The 25,003-nt window shown below is 55.4% G+C and carries 22 protein-coding genes and 1 other RNA gene; 16 read left to right on the top strand and 7 right to left on the bottom strand.

The window, feature by feature from the left end; genetic code table 11:
• From A3L12_RS02470 to A3L12_RS02485, 4 genes are read left to right on the top strand one after another with little or no spacing between them, the layout of a single operon-like run.
• Complete coding sequence (locus tag A3L12_RS02470) at positions 1-1,758, top strand: ATP synthase subunit A (RefSeq protein ID WP_088882136.1); 1,758 nt, start codon at positions 1-3, stop codon at positions 1,756-1,758.
• 5 nt (positions 1,759-1,763) lie between these two features.
• Positions 1,764-3,155, top strand: coding sequence for an ATP synthase subunit B (locus A3L12_RS02475; protein ID WP_088882137.1), 1,392 nt, complete (start codon positions 1,764-1,766; stop codon positions 3,153-3,155).
• Positions 3,156-3,179: 24 nt separating this feature from the next.
• Positions 3,180-3,824: a V-type ATP synthase subunit D gene (locus A3L12_RS02480; protein WP_088882138.1), complete on the top strand. Its 645-nt coding sequence runs from the start codon at positions 3,180-3,182 to the stop codon at positions 3,822-3,824.
• Positions 3,825-3,869: 45 nt separating this feature from the next.
• Complete coding sequence (locus A3L12_RS02485; protein ID WP_088882139.1) at positions 3,870-5,105, top strand: DHHA1 domain-containing protein; 1,236 nt, start codon at positions 3,870-3,872, stop codon at positions 5,103-5,105.
• 11 nt (positions 5,106-5,116) lie between these two features.
• On the opposite strand, the gene A3L12_RS02490 is transcribed toward A3L12_RS02485, so the two are convergent.
• From A3L12_RS02490 to A3L12_RS02505, 4 genes are read right to left on the bottom strand one after another with little or no spacing between them, the layout of a single operon-like run.
• Positions 5,117-5,782: a hypothetical protein gene (locus tag A3L12_RS02490; RefSeq protein WP_088882140.1), complete on the bottom strand. Its 666-nt coding sequence runs from the start codon at positions 5,780-5,782 to the stop codon at positions 5,117-5,119.
• Between the two features lie 34 nt (positions 5,783-5,816).
• Positions 5,817-6,734, bottom strand: coding sequence for a radical SAM protein (locus tag A3L12_RS02495; protein ID WP_088882141.1), 918 nt, complete (start codon positions 6,732-6,734; stop codon positions 5,817-5,819).
• 47 nt (positions 6,735-6,781) lie between these two features.
• Positions 6,782-7,483, bottom strand: a complete 702-nt coding sequence (locus A3L12_RS02500; RefSeq protein WP_088882142.1) for a dihydroorotate dehydrogenase electron transfer subunit — start codon at positions 7,481-7,483, stop codon at positions 6,782-6,784.
• Positions 7,461-8,693 (bottom strand): dihydroorotase, encoded by a 1,233-nt coding sequence (locus A3L12_RS02505; RefSeq protein WP_088882143.1) that lies wholly within the window; start codon positions 8,691-8,693, stop codon positions 7,461-7,463. The genes A3L12_RS02500 and A3L12_RS02505 overlap by 23 nt, the downstream gene beginning before the upstream one ends.
• A gap of 346 nt (positions 8,694-9,039) precedes the next feature.
• On the opposite strand from A3L12_RS02505, the gene A3L12_RS02510 reads away from it, so the two are divergent.
• The 8 genes from A3L12_RS02510 to A3L12_RS02545 all read left to right on the top strand — a co-directional run bounded on the left by A3L12_RS02510 (position 9,040) and on the right by A3L12_RS02545 (position 18,370).
• Positions 9,040-11,571 (top strand): ABC transporter substrate-binding protein, encoded by a 2,532-nt coding sequence (locus A3L12_RS02510; RefSeq protein ID WP_088882144.1) that lies wholly within the window; start codon positions 9,040-9,042, stop codon positions 11,569-11,571.
• Positions 11,572-11,718: 147 nt separating this feature from the next.
• Positions 11,719-12,774, top strand: coding sequence for an ABC transporter permease (locus A3L12_RS02515; protein WP_088882145.1), 1,056 nt, complete (start codon positions 11,719-11,721; stop codon positions 12,772-12,774).
• An 11-nt stretch (positions 12,775-12,785) separates the two neighbouring features.
• Positions 12,786-14,246: an ABC transporter permease gene (locus tag A3L12_RS02520; protein ID WP_088882146.1), complete on the top strand. Its 1,461-nt coding sequence runs from the start codon at positions 12,786-12,788 to the stop codon at positions 14,244-14,246.
• Positions 14,247-14,259: 13 nt separating this feature from the next.
• A complete protein-coding gene (locus tag A3L12_RS02525; protein WP_088882147.1) occupies positions 14,260-15,219 on the top strand; it encodes an ABC transporter ATP-binding protein in 960 nt (319 codons plus the stop codon).
• Positions 15,220-15,229: 10 nt separating this feature from the next.
• Entirely contained in the window at positions 15,230-16,237 is a 1,008-nt protein-coding gene (locus A3L12_RS02530; RefSeq protein WP_088882148.1) for an ABC transporter ATP-binding protein, read from the top strand.
• Between the two features lie 31 nt (positions 16,238-16,268).
• On the top strand, positions 16,269-16,745 hold the full coding sequence (locus A3L12_RS02535) for a hypothetical protein (RefSeq protein WP_088882149.1): 477 nt from the start codon (positions 16,269-16,271) through the stop codon (positions 16,743-16,745).
• Positions 16,742-17,503: an NAD+ synthase gene (locus A3L12_RS02540; RefSeq protein ID WP_088882150.1), complete on the top strand. Its 762-nt coding sequence runs from the start codon at positions 16,742-16,744 to the stop codon at positions 17,501-17,503. Before A3L12_RS02535 ends, A3L12_RS02540 begins: the two co-directional genes overlap by 4 nt.
• A gap of 9 nt (positions 17,504-17,512) precedes the next feature.
• A complete protein-coding gene (locus tag A3L12_RS02545; protein ID WP_088882151.1) occupies positions 17,513-18,370 on the top strand; it encodes an EamA family transporter in 858 nt (285 codons plus the stop codon).
• Here the strand turns inward: A3L12_RS02545 and glnA are convergent.
• Positions 18,367-19,683: a type I glutamate--ammonia ligase gene (glnA, locus tag A3L12_RS02550; protein WP_088882152.1), complete on the bottom strand. Its 1,317-nt coding sequence runs from the start codon at positions 19,681-19,683 to the stop codon at positions 18,367-18,369. The genes A3L12_RS02545 and glnA overlap by 4 nt on opposite strands.
• Before the next feature lie 220 nt (positions 19,684-19,903).
• On the opposite strand from glnA, the gene A3L12_RS02555 reads away from it, so the two are divergent.
• From A3L12_RS02555 to rnpB, 4 genes are all read left to right on the top strand, one after another.
• Entirely contained in the window at positions 19,904-20,311 is a 408-nt protein-coding gene (locus tag A3L12_RS02555) for a DUF61 family protein (protein ID WP_088882153.1), read from the top strand.
• A 19-nt stretch (positions 20,312-20,330) separates the two neighbouring features.
• Positions 20,331-20,603 (top strand): hypothetical protein, encoded by a 273-nt coding sequence (locus A3L12_RS02560; RefSeq protein ID WP_232462904.1) that lies wholly within the window; start codon positions 20,331-20,333, stop codon positions 20,601-20,603.
• Positions 20,604-20,643: 40 nt separating this feature from the next.
• Entirely contained in the window at positions 20,644-22,272 is a 1,629-nt protein-coding gene (locus A3L12_RS02565; protein ID WP_088882154.1) for a hypothetical protein, read from the top strand.
• 40 nt (positions 22,273-22,312) lie between these two features.
• Positions 22,313-22,628: RNase P RNA component (rnpB, locus tag A3L12_RS02570), an RNA gene on the top strand.
• Here rnpB and priS read toward each other — a convergent pair.
• Positions 22,614-23,669: a DNA primase catalytic subunit PriS gene (gene priS, locus A3L12_RS02575; RefSeq protein WP_088882155.1), complete on the bottom strand. Its 1,056-nt coding sequence runs from the start codon at positions 23,667-23,669 to the stop codon at positions 22,614-22,616. The two genes, rnpB and priS, sit on opposite strands and share 15 nt — an antisense overlap.
• Positions 23,662-24,861, bottom strand: a complete 1,200-nt coding sequence (gene priL, locus A3L12_RS02580) for a DNA primase large subunit PriL (protein WP_088882156.1) — start codon at positions 24,859-24,861, stop codon at positions 23,662-23,664. The genes priS and priL overlap by 8 nt, the downstream gene beginning before the upstream one ends.
• Positions 24,862-25,003: the final 142 nt, after the last annotated feature.

Genomic DNA, 25,003 nt, shown 5'->3' on the forward strand with positions numbered 1-25,003 from the left:
ATGGGAAGGATAATTCGAGTTACCGGTCCTTTGGTGGTTGCCGACGGGATGAAGGGAAGCAAGATGTACGAGGTCGTCCGCGTCGGCGAAATGGGCCTTATAGGAGAAATCATCCGCCTTGAAGGTGACAGAGCCGTCATACAGGTCTACGAAGAAACCACGGGGATCAGACCCGGTGAACCCGTCGAGGGAACAGGCTCTTCCCTGAGCGTTGAGCTCGGCCCGGGACTTTTAACGGCCATGTACGACGGTATCCAGAGGCCCCTTGAGGTCCTCAGAAACCTCAGCGGGGACTTCATAGCGAGAGGCCTTACGGCCCCGGCCCTGCCGAGGGATAAGAAGTGGCACTTCACCCCGAAGGTGAAGGCCGGGGACAGGGTGACCTCCGGTGACGTTCTCGGCGTGGTTCCGGAGACGAGCATCATCGAGCACAGAATCCTTGTTCCACCCGGGATCGAGGGAGAGGTAATCGAGATAGCCGAGGAGGGCGATTACACCATCGAGGAGGTCATAGCGAAGGTGAAAAAGCCTGACGGGAACGTTGAGAAGCTCAAGATGTACCACCGCTGGCCCGTCCGTGTGAAGAGACCCTACGCGAAAAAACTCCCACCGGAGGTTCCTCTCATCACCGGCCAGAGAACCATAGACACGTTCTTCAGTCAGGCAAAGGGCGGAACCGCGGCCATTCCCGGACCCTTCGGTTCGGGGAAGACGGTAACCCAGCACCAGCTGGCCAAGTGGAGCGACGCTCAGGTTGTTGTCTACATAGGCTGCGGTGAGCGCGGAAACGAGATGACGGACGTTCTCGAGGAGTTCCCCAAGCTCAAGGACCCGAAGACCGGAAAGCCGCTCATGGAGAGAACCGTTCTCATAGCGAACACCTCGAACATGCCCGTTGCCGCCCGTGAGGCCTCCATCTACACGGGGATCACGATAGCCGAGTACTTCCGTGATCAGGGTTACGACGTTGCTTTGATGGCCGACTCAACCTCAAGATGGGCCGAGGCTTTGAGGGAGATCTCGGGTAGGCTTGAGGAGATGCCGGGTGAAGAAGGTTATCCGGCCTACCTCGCGAGCAGGATAGCCGAATTCTACGAGCGTGCCGGCAGGGTGGTAGCACTCGGGAGCGACGGAAGGATCGGAAGCGTCTCGGTCACAGGGGCAGTCTCACCGCCCGGCGGTGACTTCAGCGAGCCCGTGGTTCAGAACACCCTGAGGGTAGTCAAGGTGTTCTGGGCTCTCGATGCCGATCTGGCAAGGAGGAGGCACTTCCCGGCCATCAACTGGCTGAGGAGTTACTCGCTCTACCTCGACGCGGTCCAGGACTGGTGGCATGAAAACGTCGATCCAGAGTGGAGGAAGATGCGCGATCAGGCCATGGCGCTCCTCCAGAAGGAGGCCGAACTTCAGGAGATAGTCAGGATAGTCGGTCCCGACGCTCTGCCCGACAGGGAAAAGGCAACGCTCCTCGTCACGAGGATGATCCGTGAGGACTACCTCCAGCAGGACGCCTTCGACGAGGTCGACACCTACTGCCCGCCGAAGAAGCAGGTTACCATGATGAGGGTCATCCTCAACTTCCACGAGAGAACTATGGAGGCCATCGACAAAGGCGTTCCCGTTGAGGAGATCGCCAAGCTCCCGGTCAGGGAGAAGATAGGCCGCATGAAGTTCGAGCCCGACGTTGAGAAGATCAGGGCCCTTATCGACGAAACGAACGAGCAGTTTGAGAAGCTCTTCAAGGAGTATGGGGCGTGATGTCGATGCCGGGAATGGAGTATTCAACCGTTAGCAAGATCTACGGCCCGCTAATGATCGTTCAGGGCGTCAAGGGCGTCGCCTACGGTGAGGTTGTTGAGGTAGAAACCCAGAGCGGTGAGAAGAGGAAGGGACAGGTTCTCGAGGCCAGAGAGGACATGGCCGTAATTCAGGTTTTCGAGGGTACGAGGGATCTTGACGTAAGAACGACGAGCGTTCGCTTTACGGGTGAGACCCTCAAGGTTCCCGTTTCGATGGACATGCTCGGCAGGGTCTTCAACGGTATCGGAAGGCCCATAGACGGCGGTCCCGAGATAATTCCCGAGGACAGAAGGGACGTTCACGGTGCCCCCCTCAATCCGGTCGCGAGGGCCTACCCGAGGGACTTCATCCAGACGGGTATCAGCGCGATAGACGGGATGAACACCCTCATCCGCGGTCAGAAACTGCCGATCTTCAGCGGTTCCGGTCTTCCCCACAACATGCTCGCGGCACAGATAGCCAGACAGGCGAAGGTTCTCGGCGAGGAGGAGAAGTTTGCCGTGGTCTTTGCCGCCATGGGCATCACCTACGAGGAGGCCAGCTTCTTCAGGAAGAGCCTGGAGGAGACGGGTGCTATAGAGAGAGCCGTTCTCTTCCTCAATCTGGCAGACGACCCGGCCATCGAGAGGATCATCACCCCCCGTATGGCGCTCACGGTTGCCGAATACCTTGCCTACGACTACGACATGCAGGTGCTGGTCATACTGACGGACATGACCAACTACGCGGAGGCACTGCGTGAGATCTCAGCGGCGAGGGAAGAGGTTCCAGGAAGGCGCGGTTATCCGGGTTACATGTACACCGATCTGGCTACGATCTACGAGCGCGCCGGTCGTGTTAGGGGAAGGAAGGGTAGCATAACTCAGGTGCCCATCCTGACGATGCCGGACGATGACATAACCCACCCGATACCGGACCTCACCGGCTACATCACCGAGGGCCAGATAGTTCTGAGCAGGGAACTCCACCGGAAGGGTGTCTATCCACCCATCGACGTCCTTCCGAGCCTTAGCAGGCTGATGAAGGACGGTATCGGTAAGGGAATGACGAGGGAAGACCATCCGCAGCTCAGCCAGCAGCTCTACGCTGCTTACGCAGAAGGACGCTCTCTGAGGGACCTCGTAGCGGTCGTCGGTGAAGAGGCCCTAAGCGAGACGGACAGGAAGTACCTCAAATTCGCGGACAGGTTCGAGAGGGAATTTGTAGCGCAGCGCTATGACGAGGACAGGGGCATCTTCGAGACCCTCGACCTCGGCTGGGAACTCCTCGCGGAGCTGCCCGAGGGCGAGCTCAAGCGCATCAGGAAGGAGTACATCCTCAAGTACCACCCGAAGTACAGAAAAAGGGAGGGCTGACCTCCCGGATTTCAGGTGGTTGAGATGGCAGAGCTGCTCAACGTAAAGCCAACCCGCATGGAACTCCTCAACCTCAAGAGGCGCATTACCCTCGCCAGAAAGGGCCACAAGCTCCTGAAGGACAAACAGGATGCCCTCGTTATGGAGTTCCTCACGATATACGACGAAGCTTTACGGCTCAGGGGGGAGCTCGGAGAGAAAATGGCCGAGGCTTTCAGGGCCCTTCAGGCCGCGGAAATGGACGCCGGGACCCTCCGCCTGAAGGAGATAGCCCTCTCCGTGAAGCCCAACCGGGAGGTTGAGATAAAGGAAAGGAACGTCATGGGGGTGCCCGTTCCCCTCATCGAGGCCGAATCCTTCAGAAGGGGCGCGGATGAAAGGGGCTACGCCTTCGTCTCGAGCTCGGTAAAGGTTGACGTCGCCTCGGAGAAGTTCGAGGAAGTCCTCGAAACTGCGGTCCGTCTGGCCGAGGTGGAGGAGACCCTGAAGAGGCTCGCGAGGGAGATAGAGGTTACAAAGAGGCGCGTCAATGCCCTCGAATACATCATAATACCGCGCATGGAGGCTACAATGAGGTTCATCGAACAGCGACTGGACGAGATGGAGCGCGAGAACTTCTTCAGGCTGAAGAGGGTTAAGGCCCTGATTGAGGCCCGGGCAGGTGGATGAGGAAAATCCTTTTATCCCGTGCCCTATTTTTTTCACGGTGGTCTCATGACGGAGAAGCTGTTTTACAGGGACGCTTACCTGTGGGAAGCTGAAACGGGCGTCGTTGCCGTTGAGAAGAAAGGTTCCAGAGTGAGGATTCTGCTCGAGGACACGATCTTCTATCCGGAAGGAGGCGGCCAGCCTTCGGATAGGGGGACCATATCCGGTGAGGGGTTCAGAATAACCGTTGAAAGGGTGGAGGGGAAAGAGGACGTATGGCACGAGGGGAAGCTTGAGGGACGTCTCCCGGAGCCCGGGGAGCCGGTAAGGATGATCCTCGATGCCGAATGGCGCTACGAGAACATGCGCCAGCACACGGGCCAGCATATCCTGTCGGCGGTTTTTGAAGAGCTTTACGGGGCCAAAACGACGGGCTTCCAGATATTCGAGGACCACAACAAAATAGAGATAGACTATCCGGGGGAGCTCACGTGGGAGGCGATCCTCGAGGTCGAGAGGAGGGCCAACGAGATCCTGTGGTCGGATCTGCCGGTCGAAGTCAGGGTTTACGATGAGCTCCCCGGGGAGCTTAAGGGGAAGCTCAGAAAGGATCTCTCCGAGAAGGTAAAGCCCCCCATAAGGATAGTATCCATCCCGGGCGTTGATAGGGTGCCCTGTGGTGGGACGCACGTGAGGAGCACGCGGGAGGTCGGCATGGTAAAGGTGCTCAACTTCTACAGGAAGAGCAGAAAACTCTGGCGCATCGAGTTCGCCTGCGGAAACAGGGCTCTGAAGTATCTCAACGGGCTCATATCGGACTACTGGGCGGGCCTCGGGGAAATGCCCAACAAGAATCCCCCGCTGGTTGAACGCGTTGATGAGCTCAAGAGGGAGATGAAAAAACTGCAGGAAGAAAAGGACGCCCTCAGAAAGGAACTCTGGAAGTGGAAGGCGAGGGCTCTGCTTGAGGAAGCCGAGGAGATCGGTGGCTTAAAGGTCATCAGGTATATTGAGGATGCCCCTATGAAGGATGTTCAGGCCTTCGCGGTTTACCTCGTGGAAAGGAACCCCGGGACCGTTGTCTTAGTTGCAGGCAGAAACTACGCAGTATTCGCAAAGAACAGGAACGTCGAGGGTCTCTCGATGAGGGACCTTTTGAGGGAGGTCCTTTCGGAGCTTGGAGGAGGGGGAGGGGGGAGCGAAACCCTCGCAAAGGGCGGCGGCTTCAGGGCCAGTGGGGAAGAGGTAATAGAAACCGCCCTGAAAAAATTGAGGAGTCACATCGGTGACGCCATCCCCTGAGTTCCCGGTCATCACCTTTTTAAGAGACCGCGATTTAACCCTCTGGGAATTTTCCCGGCCTTTTTCTGTACCTTCCTCGTTGTGAATAAACCCACGACGGCTATCTCGTTCCCGAGCAGGATCCCACGGTTGTTCCTCGCCACTAACCATCCAAAGGCGGCGCCAAAGACAAGCCCCCCAATCCAGAGGTACAGGATAAACCTGTTCGCACCCATACCGCTCGATCCGAGGGTTACCGAGAGGGTCCTGTAGGCAAGGGCAAAGGCGACGACGAAGATGGTCTCCACGAGTAGGGCCATTTCTGTAGCTCTTCCGATCACCCCAAGGGCCCTGCCCTCTCTGGTGTATTCCCGGATTACCCTGTGGTCATGGAGGCCGTAGACGAGGAGCTTTGTTATGCCCGCCCCTCCCCTGAAGGCCAGAAAACCGAAGAGTGACGCGGTGACTCCGGAGAGGCTCCAGTTCCAGAGCCTGAGAAAGGCCCACGTCCCGATGATGAGCCATGTTAACTTGTATATCCTTTCGAGACCCTTCTTTTCATTTTCGGGAACGTCAACCCGCAGAACCTTCCTCCACGTCCTTCCAGTCAAGTTGCTGAAGACCCTCCACAGCGTCAGGTAAACCCTGACGAGCAGAAAGAGGGTGAGCAACGTGAGGACCAGCAGCTCACGTGTCATACCCCCTCCCCTTCATAAGGGATGGAAACTGCAATTAAACCTTCCCGTCCAGGCTTTTCCGTTCCCTCTTTACGGCGGGTGCAACGTCCCTGACAACGCGCCTCGCACTGAAGAGCGTCAGGGGATCCATGGTCCTATAGATGACTAACTGGCAACCGCTGATTCTCGTGTCTATGTACCCCTTCGCCTCCATGGCCGCGTTAAGGTACTCCCTCACGCTTTCGGCCCTCTCAAAATCAAGCCCCCCTTTCCTGAGCCTCTCAACGTTAAGCTCGTGAAGGGTAAGGGGCTGGAGCATCATCTCATCCACGCCAAGCGATGCTGCAAGCTCAGCTATTCTGGGTATATCATCGTCGTTTATGCCCGGCATGAATATGGTCCTAACGACGGAGCGGACGCTTTTGTCTCTTCCAACTATCCCGAGGGCCCTCACGACGGCATCAAAAGTGTCCGCGCCCGTGATTTTCAGGTGCTTCTCCCTGTTCGAAGCGTCGAGGCTTATCATCACGAGGTCGAAATCGAGCCTGTTCCACAGTTCCTCGGTCAGGAGAGAGCCGTTGGTCTGTAGATCGAGCCTCGCCTCCGGAAACCTCTCGCGAAGCATTCTGTTAACCTCAACTATCCTCGGGCTCATCAGAGGCTCCCCGTACTGGGAGACGGTTATGGCGTGCGGATTGTCTCCACCGTAGTAACCGGGCTTTGGAGCCCTCCCGAGCTTTACGGCAACGTTGGAATAGCAGAATATGCAATCGTGGTTGCAGGCGGGGGTAAGCTCGTAGCTCGCATGATGAACCGGGTTCGGGTTGCTCAGATCGAGCCCCTCGCAGCCCTCACAGTGGGTCGGAACCTTCAGCTCCATGACGAACCTTTTAAGGATCTTCGCCTCCCTGTTCTCAAGGATCTGAGGTTCCACCCCCATTCTCCTCGCAAACTCCTCCCAGCTGTACCTCATCCACTCACCGATCCAAAAGGGAGAATGAAGTTTAAAAAGGTGACCCGTCAGAGGAGTCCCCGGAGCTGAGGGCCATCGAAGACCGGCCCGTCCCTGCAGACGAGGTACTTTCCGAGACTGCAGGAACCGCACACCCCGATCCCGCACTTCATGTACCTCTCGGCGGAGATCTGGACGTTCCTGTAGTCCATTATCCTCAGCACAGCCCTGAGCATTGGCTCCGGACCGCAGGCGTACACCTCGTCCAGCCGGTCCTTCATCTCACTCAGGACTTCCGTTGGAAAGCCCCTCCTGCCGGCCGAGCCGTCATCCGTCGTTATAACAACGTCATCAACGTAATTTTCGGCGTCCATAAGCGCCAGTTCGTCCCTCGAGCGTGCCCCGTAGATGAGCGTGACCTCCTCAAAATCCTTCCTCCTTTGCCTCGCAAGGGCGTAGAGGGGCGGGATCCCGATACCACCGGCAACGAGTGCCACTCTGCTCCCCTTCGGCTCAAAGCCCCTCCCGTAGGGTCCCCTTATCCAGAGGTCGTCCCCCTCCCCGAGTTCAAAGAGTCTGGAGGTGAAGGGTCCAACGCGTTTGACGAGTATCAGATCCTCCCATGCCAGACTGAAGGGCTTCTCCCCGACCCCGGGAAGCCAGACCATCACGAACTGGCCGGCCTCGAATTCGAACCTCCTTTCGAACCTGAAGGCCTTAACGTCCTTTGCAACCTCCCACGTTTCCTCAAGGGTTGTTCTTTCCAGCATGGATCCTGACCCCCTCGGGCTTTCCCACGATTTCATCTCCTTCCATAACCACCTTTCCGTGTAGAATCGTCATCACAACCTTTCCCTTTAGTTTTTTACCCTCCCACGGGCTCCATTTTGCCTTCGTGTAAAACTCCTCCGGTTTAACCTTCCACTCCCTTCGAAGATCCACGACCGTAAAATCGGCATCCCTTCCAGCTTCAAGCCCCTTGTTTCTTATCCCGAAAACCCTGATGGGATTCTCGTGCATCTTTTCCACTACATCAAAAAGGGTTATCAAACCCCTGTTCACAGCATCGAGGAGCAAGGAAACCTCTGTTTCAAGGCCGGGAATTCCAGCAGCCCCGCTTTCTTTGTCCTCTGGGGTGTGAGGTGCGTGATCGCTGGCTATTATGGGAATTCTCCCGAAGTTTTTCCAGAGGGCTTTCCTGTGCCTCTCGTCCCTCAGCGGGGGGTACACCTTTAGAAAGGGGTTCTTCTCGTAGTCCTTCTTCGTCAGGAAGAGGTGGTGTGGCGTTACCTCGAAGCTGACCCATGGGAGGTTTGCCCCGAGTATTGAACCAATTCCCCCTTCGGTGGTGACGTGGCAGATATTCAGGGGCTTTTTTAAGCGTTCTGCCGCTCTTAGCGCCCTTTTGATCGCCCTTACCTCCGCTTCGGGAGGTCTATCCGGGTTTTTTGTTATCACCTCCGGGTCCTCCGCGTGAACGCTCACCACCCCGGGTGCGCACCCGTAATCTTTCTCGAAGTCCATCGAAAAAAACCCGCCCGTTGAGGCTCCCATGAATATCTTGTAAAAATCTGCCTTTACCCTTCCCGCCTCCCCGCAGTTCCCGTTCACAAGAAAACTCAGGGCATAATCGGCGTAGCTCCTTCCCCTGAAAGCCTTCATCCTTTTTTCAAAAGTTTCCGCACTGGTTACGGCCGGATCCGTGTTGGGCATGTCGAAAACCGTTGTTATCCCGCCGTGTACGGCCGCCATCGTTCCGCTCCGGATCGTCTCCTTGGAGCTCTGCCTGAAATCCCTGAGGTGGACGTGAACGTCTATAAGGCCGGGGAGCAGGACCTGTCCATTCCCGATCTCAATCAGCCTTTCTCCCTTCAATCCGCCCCGGGATATTCTGGAGATTCTACCGTCGAGAACTCCCACGCTTCCCTCCGTTAACCCCCCATCCTTCAGGAACCTTCCCTTAAGAACGAGATCGTACATAACGCCCGCCACCGGGTTAATGGTGGCCGGTTTTAAGTTTTTGCCTTCTTCCCAGCATCAAAAAAGACCCCCAATAATTTTCTGAACTTTCTACTACATCTTGGTGCCTTCTTAATCCTTTGCGGGTTCTTTTAGGACAATAAACTGAAATAGAAGCCACCTGAAAAACGCAACACGCCGTAGGGGTTAGATGTCTTCCCATGGGGATGTTTAAGGCATCCAACGGGCCTTTTTAGCATCGCTACTTTTACACGAACGTAACCCTTAAATAGGCTTTCGATGTATATGTCGATGCCATCATACACCGTATGGGGCAACGTTGCCAGAAAGTGAAGGAGGCAGTGAAATGAAGAAGGCTCTGGGATTGTTTGTTATGGGCCTGATGTTGTTTAGTATTTTTGCAGTTCGTGGGGTTAGCGCAACCGACTACACCCCCAAGGACATACCCCTGAACAGCGACGAGGCCAAGGCCCGCTTCAAGGCCGACCTCCAGTGGTACCTCCAGTACGGCCACTTCGTCATCAGCAACGGTCCGTACATGCTCGTCATGTACTCCCCCGAGAACCTCTACCTCAAGCTCGAGAAGTTTAACGGTCAGAGGACGATCTACACCGACACCCTTCCGAAGGATGGCTACGCCGATGTTATCGAGTACCAGGGTGTCCAGAACCCCGAGACCGTTATCCTCCAGATAGCCAAAGGGGAGTACGACCTCGGTATGTTCTCCTTCCCCGCCGGCAAGTATCAGGGCCTCGGTGCCGACGTTCTCGCCAAGCTCAACCTCTACAAGAGCGCCAGCTCCTACAACGAGCTTACCTTCAACACCTATCACGACCCGGACAAGGACGCTCCAATCGTCACCGTGGGTGACAACGTTTACTTCAACCCCTTTGCCATCAGGGAAGTCAGGTTTGCCATGAACTACCTCATAAGCAGGGATTACATCGTCCAGAACATATACCAGGGAAGCGGTGCCCCGATGCTTGGCTGCATCAGGCCGAGCCACCCGGCTGACAAGTACTTCGAGCCGGTTTATCAGGCCCTCGGCATCAGCGGAGCCGGTAACGAGGACTTTGCGCTCCAGATCATAGAGAACGCCATGAACAAGGCCGCCCAGCAGGTTGCCAACTACGGACACACCCTTGAGAAGAAGAGCGATGGTATGTGGTACTTCGACGGCAACCCCGTGACGGTTAAGTTCATCATCCGTATCGAGGACGAGAGGAAGGACATCGGTCTCTACGTTGCGGACCTTCTCGAGAAGAAGGTCGGGTTCAAGGTTGAGAGGCTTCTCTGGGACAGGCAGAAAGCCGGTCAGGTCGTCTTCGCCAAGCCCCCGAGCAACTATGAGTGGAACATCTACACCGGCGGATGGGGTACCAGCGGTATCCCAAGCGTCTGGATTGACGATTACACCGCCTGGTTCTACGCGGCCTGGTACGGATACGTTCCCGGTGCCGTTGAGCCGAAGCACGTTAACACCGTCACCATCGAGGATGCCCTCAAGTACATCGGCAACGGCGATGTTAACGCCGGTCTCCAGAAGATAGGTACCGAATACTACACCAGCGCCGACAAGCTCGGTCCGATGCTCAAGTGGACCGAGGAGGAGCTCACGTACCTCCTGACGTACTTCGAGATAAGCAAGTCGGCCGTTGAAGGTACCTCCCACATTAACGCCGACCTCGTTCCGGAGGAGCCGATAAAGATAACCACCAAGGAACAGTACTGGGACCTCCAGAAGATAAGCATGCTCGTGGGTGTCCTCGAGAGCGAGAGGGTCTTCCTGATCGAGACTTGGGAGTTCTACCCGGCCAACAAGGAGAGGGTCACCAAGATCACACCTGAAGCCAGCACCGGTATCGGCCAGCGCTGGAGCGTTATGACCGCCGAGACCCCGGACAAGCACCTCAAGATAGCCCAGTTCGCCTCGACCGGTGCAATGTTCATGAGCGCCTTTAACCCGATTGGCGGTCTCAGTGACGTTTACAGTGTCCGCGTTTGGAACCTCATCAGGGACTACGGAAGCACCACGAACTTCGACGGTATAGTTAGCCCGTACAGGTGCAAGTGGACCCTCGAGCGCGGTAGCTTCACAGTCCCGGACGATGCCGTCATCTACAACCAGACGCAGGGATGGATCGCCGAGAACGCCGGCAAGGAGGCCAAGGTTAAGGTTAAGGTCAGCTGTGACTTCGGTGAGTGGCACAACGGCGTTAAGGGCAACCTCGATGACCTCAAGTACTACATCGCGTTCCTCTACACCTGGGCCTACAAGGACGGACCCGACGATCCGTACTACGACGAGAGCCTCGGTGGAACCGCCGGAAGCCTTTCCAGCATCCTCGGTCTGCAGTGGACAGACGACGGTTACGTAGCCTACGGTACCTACGAGCACCCGCTTGCCGACGACATGACCGCAGGGTTCTACGTGTTCTACCCGCAGCTCCCGTGGGAGCTCTACTGGGCCATGGGCGAACTCGTTGCCAATAGCAAGGAGTACGGCATTGACAAGACCTACTCCTTCAGCAGCGGTGCCGAGGGAGTTCTCTGGCTCGACCTCCTCACCAAGGAGCACGTTGACGACCTCGCCAAGGTCATGATGAAGATCTCGGGCCTCACCATGGAGGACCTGACGAAGACAACAACTACAACCACAACCACCACAACTACGAGCACAACTTCAAGCTCAACCACCACAACTACAAGCACAACTTCAAGCCCAACCGCGACAGCGACCACCACACCTACAACCTCAAGCCCAAGCCCAACGGAGACAACAACCGCGGCCGGTGGAACCAGCACCACCACATGGGTTGTCATCGGCCTGGTGGTGATCGTAATCATCGCGGCCGCCTGGTACTACGCCAAGAAGTGAAGTGCTTTCGTTCTTTTCTTCTTTCCTTCCCGAATTTTTCTCCGGTGTACTTCTATGAAAATGTGCACATTCATGCAGTAAGATATATAAAGTAGTTTTACAACGCTGAAAAAGATACGTTGAACACGGCTACGCGGAGGTGGAAAGATGGGGTACGGCAGGTATCTTGTATTCAGGATTCTAAACGCTCTTCTGGTACTGTTGATAGTGACGTTTATTATCTCGGCGCTGTTCGTTAAGGTTGCCGAGAAGAGCAACAGATCCAGAATGGAAGAGGAACTGATGCAATGGGAAAGAACCACCGGTGCTCAAATCAAGAAGAGTCAGGGTCTTGAAGCCTTTGAACAGGCCAAAAAAGCACAGAAGGAGCTCCTTGAAAGAAAATACGAGCTGAACCTCCCATTGTGGCAGAAAGTCTTCCGTAAAACCGTGCGTACGTTGAAGCTTGACTTCGGTAAGACGAGCATGCCGATTTTCGGTACCAACAACGTCTCGGACATCATCAAGGTTGCCGTTCCGAGGAGCGTTCTTCTCTTCACAACGGCCACAATAATAACCATCATACTGGGTATATTCCTTGGAGTCAGGGCCGCGAGGCACGCGGGCAGTGCCTTTGACAGGGGACTTTCAGTGTTCGCACTCCTCACCTACAGCCTGCCGATGTGGTGGACGGGAATGATGTTCCTCCTGATATTTTCGTACAAACTCGGATGGTTCCCAATCAGTTCACTCTTTGACCCCCAACTCACCGGCTGGGCCCACGTTAAGGACGTCCTCTGGAAGTTAACCCTCCCGGTGCTCACGTACGTCTTCGTCGCATTTGGGGGCTGGGCATGGACGACGAGGAACATCATGATAGGTACCCTGCAGGAGGACTTCATCATGGCAGCCAAGGCAAAGGGTCTACCGGAGCGCAAGATCATCTACGGTCACGCCCTCAGGGCCGCTTCCCCGCCGATAGTCACCATGATAATCTTTTCACTGCTCGGTTCACTCGGTGGTGCCATCATCAGCGAGCTCGTCTTCAACTACCCTGGAATGGGCAGGCTCTACTGGGTTGCCCTTCAGCAGAACGAAACCAACCTCCTCATAGGGCTGACTTACTTCTTCACCGTGCTCTACCTGGCTGGAGTGGTCCTTGCGGACATGGTCTACGGATTCCTCGACCCGCGTGTCAAGGTTGGTGCTTCCGCCAACATGTGAGGTGATTCACAATGAGATGGGTAGACGTCAAGGAAGGATTTAAGGAATTCCTTCAGGAGTTCAAGAGGGAGAAGACGGGAATACTCGGTGTCATTCTCCTCGTCATACTCGTGTTAGTCGCACTTTCAGCACCCTACCTGACGATACAGGATCTCCCGACCAAATGGAGGAGCTCCCAGTACTGGGAGGACAACCCCAAGAGCGTTCCACCAACGTGGTACAACATGTTCACCTCCCAGAAGCTCGTTACCCAAGAAATATACCACCTCAACGATCTGAGCATAAGTCACCCGAGCGATACGGTAACGGTGATCGAGGCGGACTATAACTTCCCGGAAGGCTACGTCGGTGGGCCCCAGGGAATCAACATCAGGGGCTTTAACGTAACAGTCAACTCCCCCTACAACACCCCCACCATTGACGTTTACCTCCTCAGGCCAGATGGAAAGGAGATCCCCCTGCTCATAGGCAGTCAGCTCAGCTCCGGGGAGGTAATCTCCATCGGAAGGGACAGCAAGATCTCAACCAACTTTTACATATGGCTCGTCAACGTTACTGAGGGCAGGAAGATAACCATGTTTGACGTGCCCCTCCAAACGATACTTATAGAAGATATGGTCGCCCCGATGTTCGCCAGAGTTGAGCCGGGAATGAACGCGAGTAAGATCATCAAGAACCCAGAACCTTTACACGGGACCTACAAACTCATCCTGAGGATAAACAACCCCGCCCCCAAGGACAACCAGATCTCCTACGATAACCTCAAAGTGACGTTCCTCGGAAGGAGTTACGGGACAATGGGCACGGACTACCTCGGCAGGGACCTCTGGGCAGGTCTTATATGGGGTAGCAGGGTTTCGCTGACCGTGGGCATCCTCGTCTCCCTCATAAGCACCATCATAGGGCTTGTTTACGGGGTCACGAGCGCCTACCTCGGGGGACTAACAGACGAGGCCATGATGCGTGTCAACGAGATATTCGCCACCATTCCGAGCCTTCCCATACTGATCCTCATAGGTGCCACGGCGGGACACATAACCCTTACGTTCATAGTCCTGTTGCTGGTCATCTTCGGCTGGATGGGAATAGCAAGGATTTCGAGGAGTATGGCCCTCCAGATCAAGGAGCAGACCTACATTGAGGCGGCCAGGGCCCTCGGTGCCGGCAACGGCAGGATAATCCTCAAGCACATACTTCCCCAGCTTCTCCCCTACGCCTTTGCGGTCATAGCCCTCAGTGTCCCCGGTGCGGTCATAGCTGAGGCCTCGCTGAGTTTCCTCGGCATAGGCGATCCAACCGCCGTCACGTGGGGGCAGATACTCAACGCCGCCCAGACGCAATCGGCAACCAACAAGGGTTACTGGTGGTGGGTGCTCCCGCCCGGATTCGGGATAGCGATCGTCGGCCTTACCTTCGTTCTGATAGGTACGGCCCTTGATAAGATCCTCAACCCGAAGCTCAGGAAAGCGTGAGGTGGTGATACGAATGGTCAGAAACGTGCTGGAAGTTAAGGATCTTAAGATGTATTACTTCACGAACAAGGGTGTGGTCAAGGCCGTCGACAACATAACCTTCAACCTCCGAAAGGGAGAGGTCCTTGGACTTGCCGGCGAAAGCGGATGCGGCAAGTCCTCTTTGGGTTTTACCCTTATGGGAATGCCGTCCCCACCCGGTAAGATCGTCAGCGGTAGCATAAAGATCGACGGAAGAGAGATAGTCGGCCTTCCCGAGAACGTCCTTAGAAAGGAGATCCGGTGGCAGAAGATATCCATGATATTTCAGGGTGCAATGAACGCTCTGAACCCGGTTTATACCGTTGGATACCAGATGATCGAACCCCTGACCCTCCACAGAGGTATGGACAAGGAAGAGGCCATCGAAAAGGCCCAGAAGTACCTCGAGCTCGTTGGTCTCGATCCGGAGATAGTACACCGTTATCCGCACGAACTTTCGGGAGGTATGAAGCAGCGCGTTATAATAGCCTCCGCCCTGTTACTCGAACCGGACGTGGTCATAGCGGACGAACCCACGACCGCGCTGGATGTTGTTGTTCAGGCCCAGATCATCAACCTCCTGAAAAAGCTCAAGAAGGAACTTGGACTTTCAATGATATTCATCACCCACGACCTCAGCATCCTCGCCGAGATCAGCGACAGGATCGCCGTAATGTACGCCGGTAAGATAGTCGAGATCGGAGACAGCGAGAAGATCTACTACGAGCCGGCCCATCCGTACACTCAGAAGCTCCTCGCCTCCATACCGAGGCTCCATGAAGACGTTGAAAAGCTGGAGTTCATTCCAGGACAGCCGCCCAACCTCATCAACCCGCCCAAGGGATGCCGCTTCCATCCGAGGTGCCCCTACGCGATGGGAGTTTGTAAGGAACATGAGCCGGAGCTTAAGGAAGTTGATAAGGACCACTACGCTGCATGCTGGCTGCTGTGAGGTGTGAGAGATGGCGGAGCCAATAGTCAGGGTTGAGAACCTTAAGAAGTACTTCCCGATAAAGAGGGGCTTCATAGACACCCTCAGGGGCGCACCTGAGAGGAAAGTTCACGCCGTTGACGGCATCAGCTTTGAGATACACAAGCAGCAGGTCTTTGCCCTCGTCGGCGAGAGCGGTTGTGGTAAGTCCACCACAGGAAGGTTACTCGCCAAACTCATCGAACCCACCGACGGCAGGATATTCCTCGAGGGAAAGGACGTCACGAAGATTAGAACAAGAGAAGAGATCCTCGAGTACAGAAGGCACGTCCAGATGATCTTTCAGGACCCCTTCAGTTCAATGAACCCGAGGTTCAGGATATTCGACGTTCTTGAGGAGCCTCTCCTCATACACGGCATCGGCGAAACCAAGGCGGAGCGTGAAGAGCTAATCTACAAGGCCCTCGAGATGGTCAAGATCACCCCGCCCGAAGATTACGTCGGCAGGTTCCCGCACATGCTGTCCGGCGGTCAGAGACAGCGCGTTGCAATAGCCCGTGCACTCATACTGAACCCGACGTTCATCGTCGCCGACGAGCCGGTATCGATGCTCGACGTGTCCATCCGTGCGGAGATACTTGAGCTGATGAAGGAGCTCAAAGAGAAGATCGGGGTCACCTACCTTTACATCACCCACGACATGTCCACGGCAAGGTACTTCGCCGACTGGATGGCCGTCATGTACCTCGGGAGGATCGTTGAGATGGGTCCGGTTGAGAGGGTTATAGACAACCCGCTCCATCCCTACACCCGGGCCCTGCTCGCCGCCGTTCCAGAGCCGAAGCCGGAGAGGAGGAACATCATCAAAGAGCTGCCGATAAAGGGTGAGGTTCCCAACGCGGTTGATATACCGCCCGGGTGCCGCTTCCATCCGAGGTGCATCTACGCCCAAAAGGGACTCTGCGACACCAAAACCCCCCAGCTTATCGAGTACGAGCACAACCACTGGGCCGAGTGCCATCTCGTTGGCAGGTACTGACCCCCTTCTTTTCTTTCTTCGGGTGAGGCCGATGGGAGACTTAAGGGATGCACTGAACTACCCGCTTCTTAAAGCCGGTCTGATAGCCCTTTTTGTGGCTTTAATAATCTCGGCCGCAGGGCTTTACAGGGTGGATAAGTCCTATTCCTCCAGCGGAACGCTGGGAGAGGGCATGCACTATCTTGGGGAGGAGGGATTTGAGGAAGGATACGTCTACTACAACAGGACTCTGGTTCTCTACTCATCCGACGCGAACCTCTCGATAATTCAGGGTGAGGAGGTGACCAACTACACCCTTATCAACCGCCGGATAACGATTCACCCGGTGGAGAGACCCAGAGTTTACGTTTTCAACGGGAGCGTGAACTACGTTTATAATGCAACTGCCGTTGACTATCCCTACGCCATCTACTCCATTCTGGCTTTCGTGCTGATGCTCGTTGGTATAGCACTATCGTTCATTGGCTACAGTCACTTCCTGAGGGATCTGAGGGAGGATGGAAAATGAGACGGCTTGATTACCCACTGGTCATAGAGAGACTGGTCTCCTTTATTCGAAGAAGCGTAAAGGAAGCGAATAGCGATGGGGTGGTGGTTGGAATAAGCGGTGGAGTGGACAGTGCCACGGTGGCTTACCTCGCCACGAGGGCCCTTGGGAAGGACAGGGTCCTCGGTCTGATAATGCCCTACTACCGCAACAAGGACGTTGAGGATGCCCTGCTCGTTTGCAGATCCCTTGGAATAGACCACAGGGTGATAGATATAAAACCCCTCGTTGACGGATTCGAGAGGGCCGTCGGTGAACTTGACGTCAGGAGCAGGGGAAATCTGATGGCCAGAACGAGGATGGTGCTTCTCTACGCCCATGCCAACGCCATGAATCGCCTCGTTCTCGGGACCAGCAACAGAAGTGAATTTCTGACCGGCTACTTCACCAAATGGGGCGATGGGGCGAGCGACTTTGCCCCCCTGATAAACCTCTACAAAACCGAAGTGTGGGAGATAGCGAAGCTCCTTGGAGTCCCGGAGAGGATCGTTGAGAAGAAGCCTTCGGCCGGTCTGTGGGAGGGGCAGACGGACGAGGATGAACTAGGGATTGGCTACCGCCTCCTCGACGAGGTCCTCTGGCGCATGGTTGACCTCGGGAAAGAAAAAACTGAGATCGCCGAAGAGCTGGGGATACCACTGGAAAGGGTCGAAAGGATCGAGAGACTGGTAAAGGGGAGCGAACACAAGCGCCGCCTGCCCGTGGGTCCCGCCTTCTGAGGTGAGCCAATGAGAAGGGGATACCTTTTCGTTTTTTTAGCAGCGTCCATGTGGGGAACGCTGGGAATATTCGCCAGGTACCTCGATGGTTTTGGGTTGACACCCTTCACGATGGTCTTCTACAGGGTCCTTTTCACCCTGTTGCTTTTGATGTTCTATCTCCCCCTGAGGGGAACGGGCTTTTCCATTGAACGCTCTCGCCTTAAGTTCTACGCACTCTACGGTTTCTTCAGCATCTTCCTTTTTTACACCCTCTACTTCTATACCGTAACCATATCCTCGGTCTCCTTTGCAGTTCTGCTCCTTTACACCGCTCCGGTATACTCGATAATCCTCGGAAGGCTGCTCTTCAACGAACCGCTGAGGGGGGAGAAGTTGACGGCGCTGGCCATGGTTACTGCGGGCGTTTTTCTGGTCAACCAGGGAGGGGTGAGTTTTTCAACGAAAGCCCTGTTTTTCGGCTTTCTGACGGGTCTAACCTACGCCCTCTACGGCATCCTCGCAAAGTTCGCCGTCAGGAAAGAAGAGCCGGAAAAGGTTCTTTTCTACACCCTCCTCTTTGGGATGGTCTACCTCCTTCCCTTCGCGGACTTCCATGTACCCCCGGGAGCTGTTCCCTACCTCTTCGCCCTTGCCCTGTTTCCAACGTTCCTTGGATACATCCTCTACAACCACGCCCTGAAAGAGATCGAGGTCAGCAGGGCCAGCATAGTCGCCACCGTTGAACCGGTTGTAGCTATAACGCTCGCCTTCCTTCTCTTCGGGGAGAGCCTTACCCCCCAACAGCTTACCGGGGCGGCGCTCATAATCGGAGGCTCAACGCTGGTGCACCTCAAAGAGTATAAACCGCCCGAAGGGGCCAGTTAGACATTGAAGTACCTCCTCAGCTCCCATTCCGTTACGTCAAGGGTATCCTCCGGAAGGCGTTGATCCTTCAGGTACTCAAGGTACCCTTCCCACTCCCGCTCCTTGTATTCGACGAAGTTCCTGTAAGCACCTCTCAGACTTTCCCTCACGGTTTTGTCTTTTTTAAGCTCTTCCAGAGCTTCACCAAGGCTCCCGGGGAGGGTTTCGATTCCAAGTTCCTTCCGTCTGGAGCCCTCCATTTCATAGACGTTTTCCTCCACGTAAGATTCCGGCTCGAGCTTTCTTCTTATCCCGTCCAATCCGGCCATCAGGACGGCTGCAAAAGTTAGGTAGGGATTGGCACTCGGATCCGGGCAGCGGTACTCCATCCTCGCCCCGTTCCCCCAGAAGGCGGGGATCCTTACCAGTGCGCTCCTGTTCCTGTAGCCCCAGCTCACGTACACAGGGGCCTCGTAACCGGGAACGAGACGTTTGTAACTGTTCACGGTGGGGTTGGTAATGGCCGTCAGTGCCCTTGCGTGGGCGAGTAGGCCCCCCAGAAAGTGGAGGGCAACCTCACTGAGTCCGTCTTCCGATGCGAAGGCGTTCTCTCCCCCCTTCCAGAGGCTTAGGTGGAGGTGCATCCCGTTACCCGGGAAATCCCGAAGGGGCTTTGGCATGAACGTAGCGTGAAGTCCGTGCATTCTCGCCACGGCCTTTACGATGTACTTGAAGCTGATGATGTTGTCGGCCGTCCTGAGGGCTTCATCGTAGCGGAAGTCTATCTCGTGCTGTCCCATTCCAACCTCGTGGTGGAGAACTTCCGGTGTTAACCCAAAGGCGGGCATGTAAAGGGCTATCTCCCTCCATACATCTCTACCGGGGCTTAGCAGGTCGAAATAACCGCCACCGTCAGGTATCTCGAGTTTCCACGATCCGTTCTTCCTGAAGAGGTAGAACTCTGGCTCGGGTCCCACGTAGGCTCGAAATCCCGCTTTCTCAAGCTCTTTCAGAACCTCCCTGAGCACGCTCCTCGGATCCGCTGGATAGGGTTTTCTACCCTTGTAGATGTACCCGTAAACCCTCGAAACACCTTCCCATGGCACTTCTACATAGGTCGATGGGTCCGCCCTGAAGATTAAATCGCTGTCCTCTATACCCTCGAACCCCGGAATCGATGAGCCGTCAAAGGGAATGCCCTCCTCCGTTGCCTCTTCGTATCTGTCCATGGGCACTTCCATGCCCCTTGGAAAGCCGTTCATGTCCACGAAAACGAGTTCCAGGAATTTTATTGTTCTGGCATCTTTCCCGTACACACTCAAACCGGTGTTCATATTGATCACCGTTTATTGCATTTATGTTCATTAATAAACGGTGATAATGGACAGCCAAATCAATAAAAACTTTTTTAATGAACTTTTGTCACTATGACGGGAGGAGGAGAGGGTGTCCCCACATTTAAACAAAAATGTTAATTTTTATGGTATCCTCTCCAAATTATGACATAAAAGTGTCAAGAAAAGGTTTATTGAGGTAAGGGGGGAAGCCAAAAACATGCCGATGGATGAAGAGGTGATCGTTAGGGAGATGGCCCGGGTGAACCTTCACCTTCCGGCCGTTAGGCCCACGCTGGAGCTTCTCCTGAAGGCCGAGGACCCCATGGTTCGATTGCGCGATGGAAGTTATCACCACTTCAGGCGCTCCGAGCTGGAGTACCTCCTTTCCCTCCTCGATTCGGGTGAGGAGAAAAAACTCAGATTGCCAATAGTGCTTGAAATAAGCTCCCTTCACAGGGGATACTTCAGGGTAAGGGGCCGAACGGAGGTTAAGGTTATCGATAGGATCCTCGACACCTACGACCTTCTGGAGGAGAAGGCGGAGGAGCTCTACCCGAGGTACCTGCTTCCGAAGGTCAGAAGGACCCTTCCAACGACGACAACCTACGCGTTCATAACGGAATAGGAGTAAAGGGGTGATAGGCGTGGGGGATCTAAGGGTTCTCAGGGATTACCTGATGCTGACGGTTCCGCATATCACGGCCCTCGCCGGGGCCATCCTCGGGATTCTCCTCGTACTGGGGGTGGAGGTTAACACGGCCCTTGGAATATTCGCACTTTCCTACGGGTTCATGCTCCTCATCCTCGGACTGGTCGTTGCCCCTCACTTCTCCAGAATGCTCTGGTACAGGGTTATGATGGTCTTCTTCGCCCTTTTGATGCTCCTCGGGGTGGTACTCCTGCTGGATCGGGGGTAGCCTTTATATGGAGAAAGGAAAATCATAATCGGTGGGGAACATGCGGAAGTTTGCCGTAACGTTGATGCTCCTGTTACTGGTCGCAATTCTCCCCGGGTCATCTGCCGAGTTCTTAACCTTCACAACGAAGGAGAAAATATCCGTGCTCAGCGGGGATTACTCGGATGGAAGGGTACCGCTGACGAACGCCGGCGGCTTCAGCTTTAAGGTCGTGAGCTACCAGACGTTCTGGGTGGAAGATGAAACCGGGACCGCTGTTCCGGGCTTTAACCTCACGGTAAGACCAACCGTTTTTACGGACTGGTCCTCCGGTAAGACCTATCTCCTCTCCTACAACCTGTCGTGTGAATCAAACGTTTCCGAAGGGAACTACACGCTCTACCTACGCTTCCTTGCCTATACGACCACGGGTTCACTCTATCTCGTTTACGCGGCCGTACCGCTTCACGTGATTGGAAAGGCACTTGACTTCGGGGTGGCGGACGCCTACGTCATGGAGCGTCCGGGTTCTTCCTACGCTCTCAACGGGGAAACCGTGGTGGTCTTCTCGCACGTGACCAACGTGGGCCATTCGACGGTATCCCTCGAGGCCACGGTGTCCCTATCCGCTGATGGAAAGGTTTACTTCCTCGAAAGGAAGACCCTGAATATGTCCCCGGGCGACAACCTGATCCGTTTCAAGGTGCCCGTGAGCTACGATCTACCCGAGGGCACCTACAGACTGGATTACGTGCTCAAATACGGGGATGAAACCTACAGGTACTCGAAGGAGCTCCCCGTTAAGTTCGGGGTGAAGCTCGTCGGAGTCTCCCTTCAGGCCGACAGGGTAAAACTGGGGGAGGAGAACAAGGTCTATTTAACCCTCCTCTCGGAAAGGGACATTGGCCTGAACCTGACGGTGGAAACCTACAGCTACAACGGGAGCCCGGTCCTCGTCGGGAAAACCACGAAAACCATAGCCCTCAGGAGCGGCACGAACGTACTCGAGGTCAGCCTCCCGACCAACACCTCCGGAAGTCTGAAGTCCCTCATGGAACTGACCTTCGATGGAAGGACCGTTGGAAAAGCTAACGTCTCCTACACCGTCTTCGCACCCCCTGTTATAAAAAACGTTACCAGCGAGAGGGTCTCAGGCAACGGTACCCTCTTCAGGGTGGTCATAAATAACCCGGATCAAAAGACCGAGGGACGGCTTTCTTACAGGATCTCCGTTGATGGAAACATTCTTTACAAAGGCTACCTCAAAGTCACCCTGAAACCCGGGAGGAACGAGGTCTCCGTGATGTTCGAGCTCCCGGTGAATCGGACCGTTGAGTACGAGTTCGAGCTAAGCGCCCTTGGTGAAGTCAGCGTTTTCAGGGGCGAGCTGTACCTGAAGCCACCCATCCCCACGACCTCATCGACGACCGCTTCTCCCCCGGAGACAACCCCCTCCAGCACAACGCCCAGTTCCACAATCGTTACCCCCTCAGAGAGCTCATCGGGATACTGGCCGGCGCTCATTGTGATCCTTGTCCTTCTCGTTGCCGTGGCCCTCTACTACGCAAAAGGTAACGAAGAACCAAAGAAGCGCACCCGGCCGAAGCCCAAAAGAAGGTCACCCCTTGGGAGGTTTAAGAGACCGAAGAAGCCGAAGTTCCTGGAGAAGAAGGAACTTCCAAAGGGATGAAGGCCAAGCTTTATATTCCCCCTTTCGTTATTTCCTCCGGGCGAGGGGGTCGGGGACCTCCGTGAGGAGGAAGTTCCGCCCACCGCACCGGGGCCGCGGTGCCGCAAGGCACCTCCCGAGAGGGAGGGCAACGGCACAGAAACGACACGTCCCGGCAGGGATGGGGATGAAAGCGGCGAAGGGGCCCGCGAGGGTTCCCGAGATAACCCGCAGACGACCTGCCGGGGAGCGGTGAAACGGCCGTCCCGCGGGGTGCAAGGCCGAGGAAGGGGCGATGAGTTCCCGGTGGGAGCCCCGTGGTAGGCCGCTCAGTCGAATGTCCCCTTGATACAGAAGGCGGGCTATGACCCCCTCGCCGGCACATCTCCACCGTGTTGCTCGATCCACTCATCGTAGGCTTCTCTGACTTCCTTCCGCCTGAACTCCGGAACAGCGTGCCTGAAGGGATCGAACCTTTCAAGTTTGCCCTCGTCGGATCCTATGTAAGTAGCTACGAAGCCTGCCTTTGAGTGCAGGGTCGAGGGGACCCTGAGGATCCTCTTAACGTCGACGGTAACCCTGCCGTCGAAGTAGGCCTTTGAAAAGGTGCTTGACAGTGAGAACAGTCCCACCAGTTTTTCTGGCTTTATCCCCTTTGGAAAGGCCGTGAGGAGTCCCTTCCTCACGAAACCCTCGTAAATACTTTCCCTGTTCTCGATTATCCTCCTGATCTGCGTCCCGCTCAGGCCGACGTTAAGGAGGTGGTTTTCGTTTATCCGCCTTATGAAGTATCCGAACCTGAGACGAAACGTTCTGTAGTAACCCGAACTCAGCATTATCCTCCTGCTCTCCACGTCCTCACGGGTTATCCTCTCAGCGGCGCTTACGTACGAAAGCACCTTCTCCCTCGCCTTTCCGTCGAGGGCGAGGGCCCAGTCGTCGAGAACCCTTACGTGGTAACCCCTTCCGGAGTAAACCACATGGACGTTCTCAAAGCCGAAATCTTCCTTCAGGACTATCAGGGTATCCTTCGCCAGCTCCTTAGCGTCCTCGAGGCACAGGGGGCATACCCGACCGTGCTCGTGTATATGGGAGCATCTCCTCAGGGGCAGGTCCTTCGCGTCTATGTCGAAGACGAGCTCCGCTCCCCTCCAGCCGCTCATCTCCGCGGGCTCCTTGTATAGGGCAACTGAGGAGTAAACGGCGTATGGTGCCGTCATCTTCACGTAGTCCTCGAGATCGCGCACGTCCATGAAAACGTTCTTCCTGTCACTCGGCCCCCCGCCGGTGTGGTCAAAACCGAACTCCCTCTCCCTGAGGGTCTCGATTATAAATTCAGGAAGCTTCTTGGCGTCCCATTCCTTTGAATAGTAAAGCTTCCGCTCCCTCTTCGTTACCTCCCTGAAGAGTTCAGCCATCCTCTTCGCCTCCCTTTTCCTTACCTTTCTTCTCGAGGTAAAGGCGCCTTATGTAGTAACTCAGGGGATTTTTGATGTTCCTGCAGTGGGCGTCAGGTTTACAGAGCTGGGGGGCGTTTGCCCGTATTTTGGAGCAGTTGGGTGGAAAGTACCAGGGGGAATTCCCACTGTCCTCGAGTGATGGTTTATCGGTTAGTCCGAACCCAAGGTGGTACCAGATGTTCTTGATCTCCTGGGGTTGGTCCTCGAAGAGTGGGGGCGAGCAGCGGTTTCCGGCCTCTATGATGATGGGGAGTATCTCCTTCTCGATAACGCTCAAGTCCCTGACACAGTCCCTTACCCTGACGTCCCTTCCGGGAGGGTTTGGACAGAGACGTGCGTAGCTGAGGAAGCTCGTCAGGAGAACGGTTATGGCGTAGTTCCTCAGCCCGGAGGGAACGCCTCCGAGGGCGATCTTTACACAGGGAGGAAAGAGTTCAAAGCGCAGTGGCTGGGCCTCCACAGAGCCCATTTTCTCGAGCCTATCCTTGAAGTACTCCCTCGCTATCTCTCCGAGCGCTTCGTAGAGCCTGCGGTAGTAGTCGGGAACCTCTTCCCTCACCTCGTAGAGCAGGTTAACCGCCCTTTCAAGGTTCCTCTCAAAAGATCGCTTCCAGAGTTTCAGGGCCTGATCCCACGTGAGATAGGCGTATCCTCGCCGGATGTACACCTCCTTAAGGCCACCTTCCCACAGTTCCAGGAACCTTCCAAGGTGCATCCTGTACTTCAGCCTCATAGCCTCTCTCTCGGCAGGGGGTATCTCCCGGTGATGGGTTCTCTCGATTATGGCCCTGTCCCGGGGTGGTATCTCTTCCTTCACGGTTTTTTCCAGCCCCATGGATGTTCCACCTATCTCCCCGGCCCTCCTCAGCCTCTCGGAGTAAAGCCTCAGACTGGCCTCCTTCACGAGCTCCATTTCGATGCCGTAAGGGGCGAACGCGAGTGCGCCGAGGAGAGCATAGAACGTCAGCAGATCCTGAACGTCGTCCATTTCAACCAGATCTTCCGGGATTTTGCCGGAACCCACCCACGAAACCCTCTTCAGGGCATCTTTCATTTCAACGTAGGAAGGAATCACCGACAGCAGCCTGCTTATTCCCCCAAATTCCTCTTCCACGAGCCTTCTGGCTTTATCACCAAAGGGGTCGAGCATGGACTCACCACCCCCAACTTCACCCGGGGGCATAAAACGGTTTCCATGGAGGTATTTTTAAATACTCCCGACGTAACGAAAGTGGCTTCCCTGAATCCTTCATCTCCCACACCCCCTTGGACGTTAGATCCCCAAAGGAACT

The organism is Thermococcus sp. P6, from assembly GCF_002214525.1.
GTDB lineage: Archaea > Methanobacteriota_B > Thermococci > Thermococcales > Thermococcaceae > Thermococcus.

Excerpts from the sequence above, each read along its gene's own strand:
- A3L12_RS02480 (WP_088882138.1), top strand. The coding sequence starts at position 3,180 with ATGGCAGAGCTGCTCAACGTAAAGCCAACCCGCATGGAACTCCTCAAC.
- A3L12_RS02530 (WP_088882148.1), top strand. The coding sequence starts at position 15,230 with ATGGCGGAGCCAATAGTCAGGGTTGAGAACCTTAAGAAGTACTTCCCG.
- A3L12_RS02505 (WP_088882143.1), bottom strand. The coding sequence starts at position 8,693 with ATGTACGATCTCGTTCTTAAGGGAAGGTTCCTGAAGGATGGGGGGTTA.
- A3L12_RS02475 (WP_088882137.1), top strand. The coding sequence starts at position 1,764 with ATGCCGGGAATGGAGTATTCAACCGTTAGCAAGATCTACGGCCCGCTA.
- A3L12_RS02515 (WP_088882145.1), top strand. The coding sequence starts at position 11,719 with ATGGGGTACGGCAGGTATCTTGTATTCAGGATTCTAAACGCTCTTCTG.
- A3L12_RS02510 (WP_088882144.1), top strand. The coding sequence starts at position 9,040 with ATGAAGAAGGCTCTGGGATTGTTTGTTATGGGCCTGATGTTGTTTAGT.
- A3L12_RS02500 (WP_088882142.1), bottom strand. The coding sequence starts at position 7,483 with ATGCTGGAAAGAACAACCCTTGAGGAAACGTGGGAGGTTGCAAAGGAC.
- A3L12_RS02545 (WP_088882151.1), top strand. The coding sequence starts at position 17,513 with ATGAGAAGGGGATACCTTTTCGTTTTTTTAGCAGCGTCCATGTGGGGA.
- A3L12_RS02525 (WP_088882147.1), top strand. The coding sequence starts at position 14,260 with ATGGTCAGAAACGTGCTGGAAGTTAAGGATCTTAAGATGTATTACTTC.
- A3L12_RS02520 (WP_088882146.1), top strand. The coding sequence starts at position 12,786 with ATGAGATGGGTAGACGTCAAGGAAGGATTTAAGGAATTCCTTCAGGAG.
- priL (WP_088882156.1), bottom strand. The coding sequence starts at position 24,861 with ATGCTCGACCCCTTTGGTGATAAAGCCAGAAGGCTCGTGGAAGAGGAA.
- A3L12_RS02535 (WP_088882149.1), top strand. The coding sequence starts at position 16,269 with ATGGGAGACTTAAGGGATGCACTGAACTACCCGCTTCTTAAAGCCGGT.
- glnA (WP_088882152.1), bottom strand. The coding sequence starts at position 19,683 with ATGAACACCGGTTTGAGTGTGTACGGGAAAGATGCCAGAACAATAAAA.
- A3L12_RS02565 (WP_088882154.1), top strand. The coding sequence starts at position 20,644 with ATGCGGAAGTTTGCCGTAACGTTGATGCTCCTGTTACTGGTCGCAATT.
- A3L12_RS02470 (WP_088882136.1), top strand. The coding sequence starts at position 1 with ATGGGAAGGATAATTCGAGTTACCGGTCCTTTGGTGGTTGCCGACGGG.
- priS (WP_088882155.1), bottom strand. The coding sequence starts at position 23,669 with ATGGCTGAACTCTTCAGGGAGGTAACGAAGAGGGAGCGGAAGCTTTAC.
- A3L12_RS02485 (WP_088882139.1), top strand. The coding sequence starts at position 3,870 with ATGACGGAGAAGCTGTTTTACAGGGACGCTTACCTGTGGGAAGCTGAA.
- A3L12_RS02540 (WP_088882150.1), top strand. The coding sequence starts at position 16,742 with ATGAGACGGCTTGATTACCCACTGGTCATAGAGAGACTGGTCTCCTTT.
- A3L12_RS02555 (WP_088882153.1), top strand. The coding sequence starts at position 19,904 with ATGCCGATGGATGAAGAGGTGATCGTTAGGGAGATGGCCCGGGTGAAC.
- A3L12_RS02495 (WP_088882141.1), bottom strand. The coding sequence starts at position 6,734 with ATGAGGTACAGCTGGGAGGAGTTTGCGAGGAGAATGGGGGTGGAACCT.
- A3L12_RS02490 (WP_088882140.1), bottom strand. The coding sequence starts at position 5,782 with ATGACACGTGAGCTGCTGGTCCTCACGTTGCTCACCCTCTTTCTGCTC.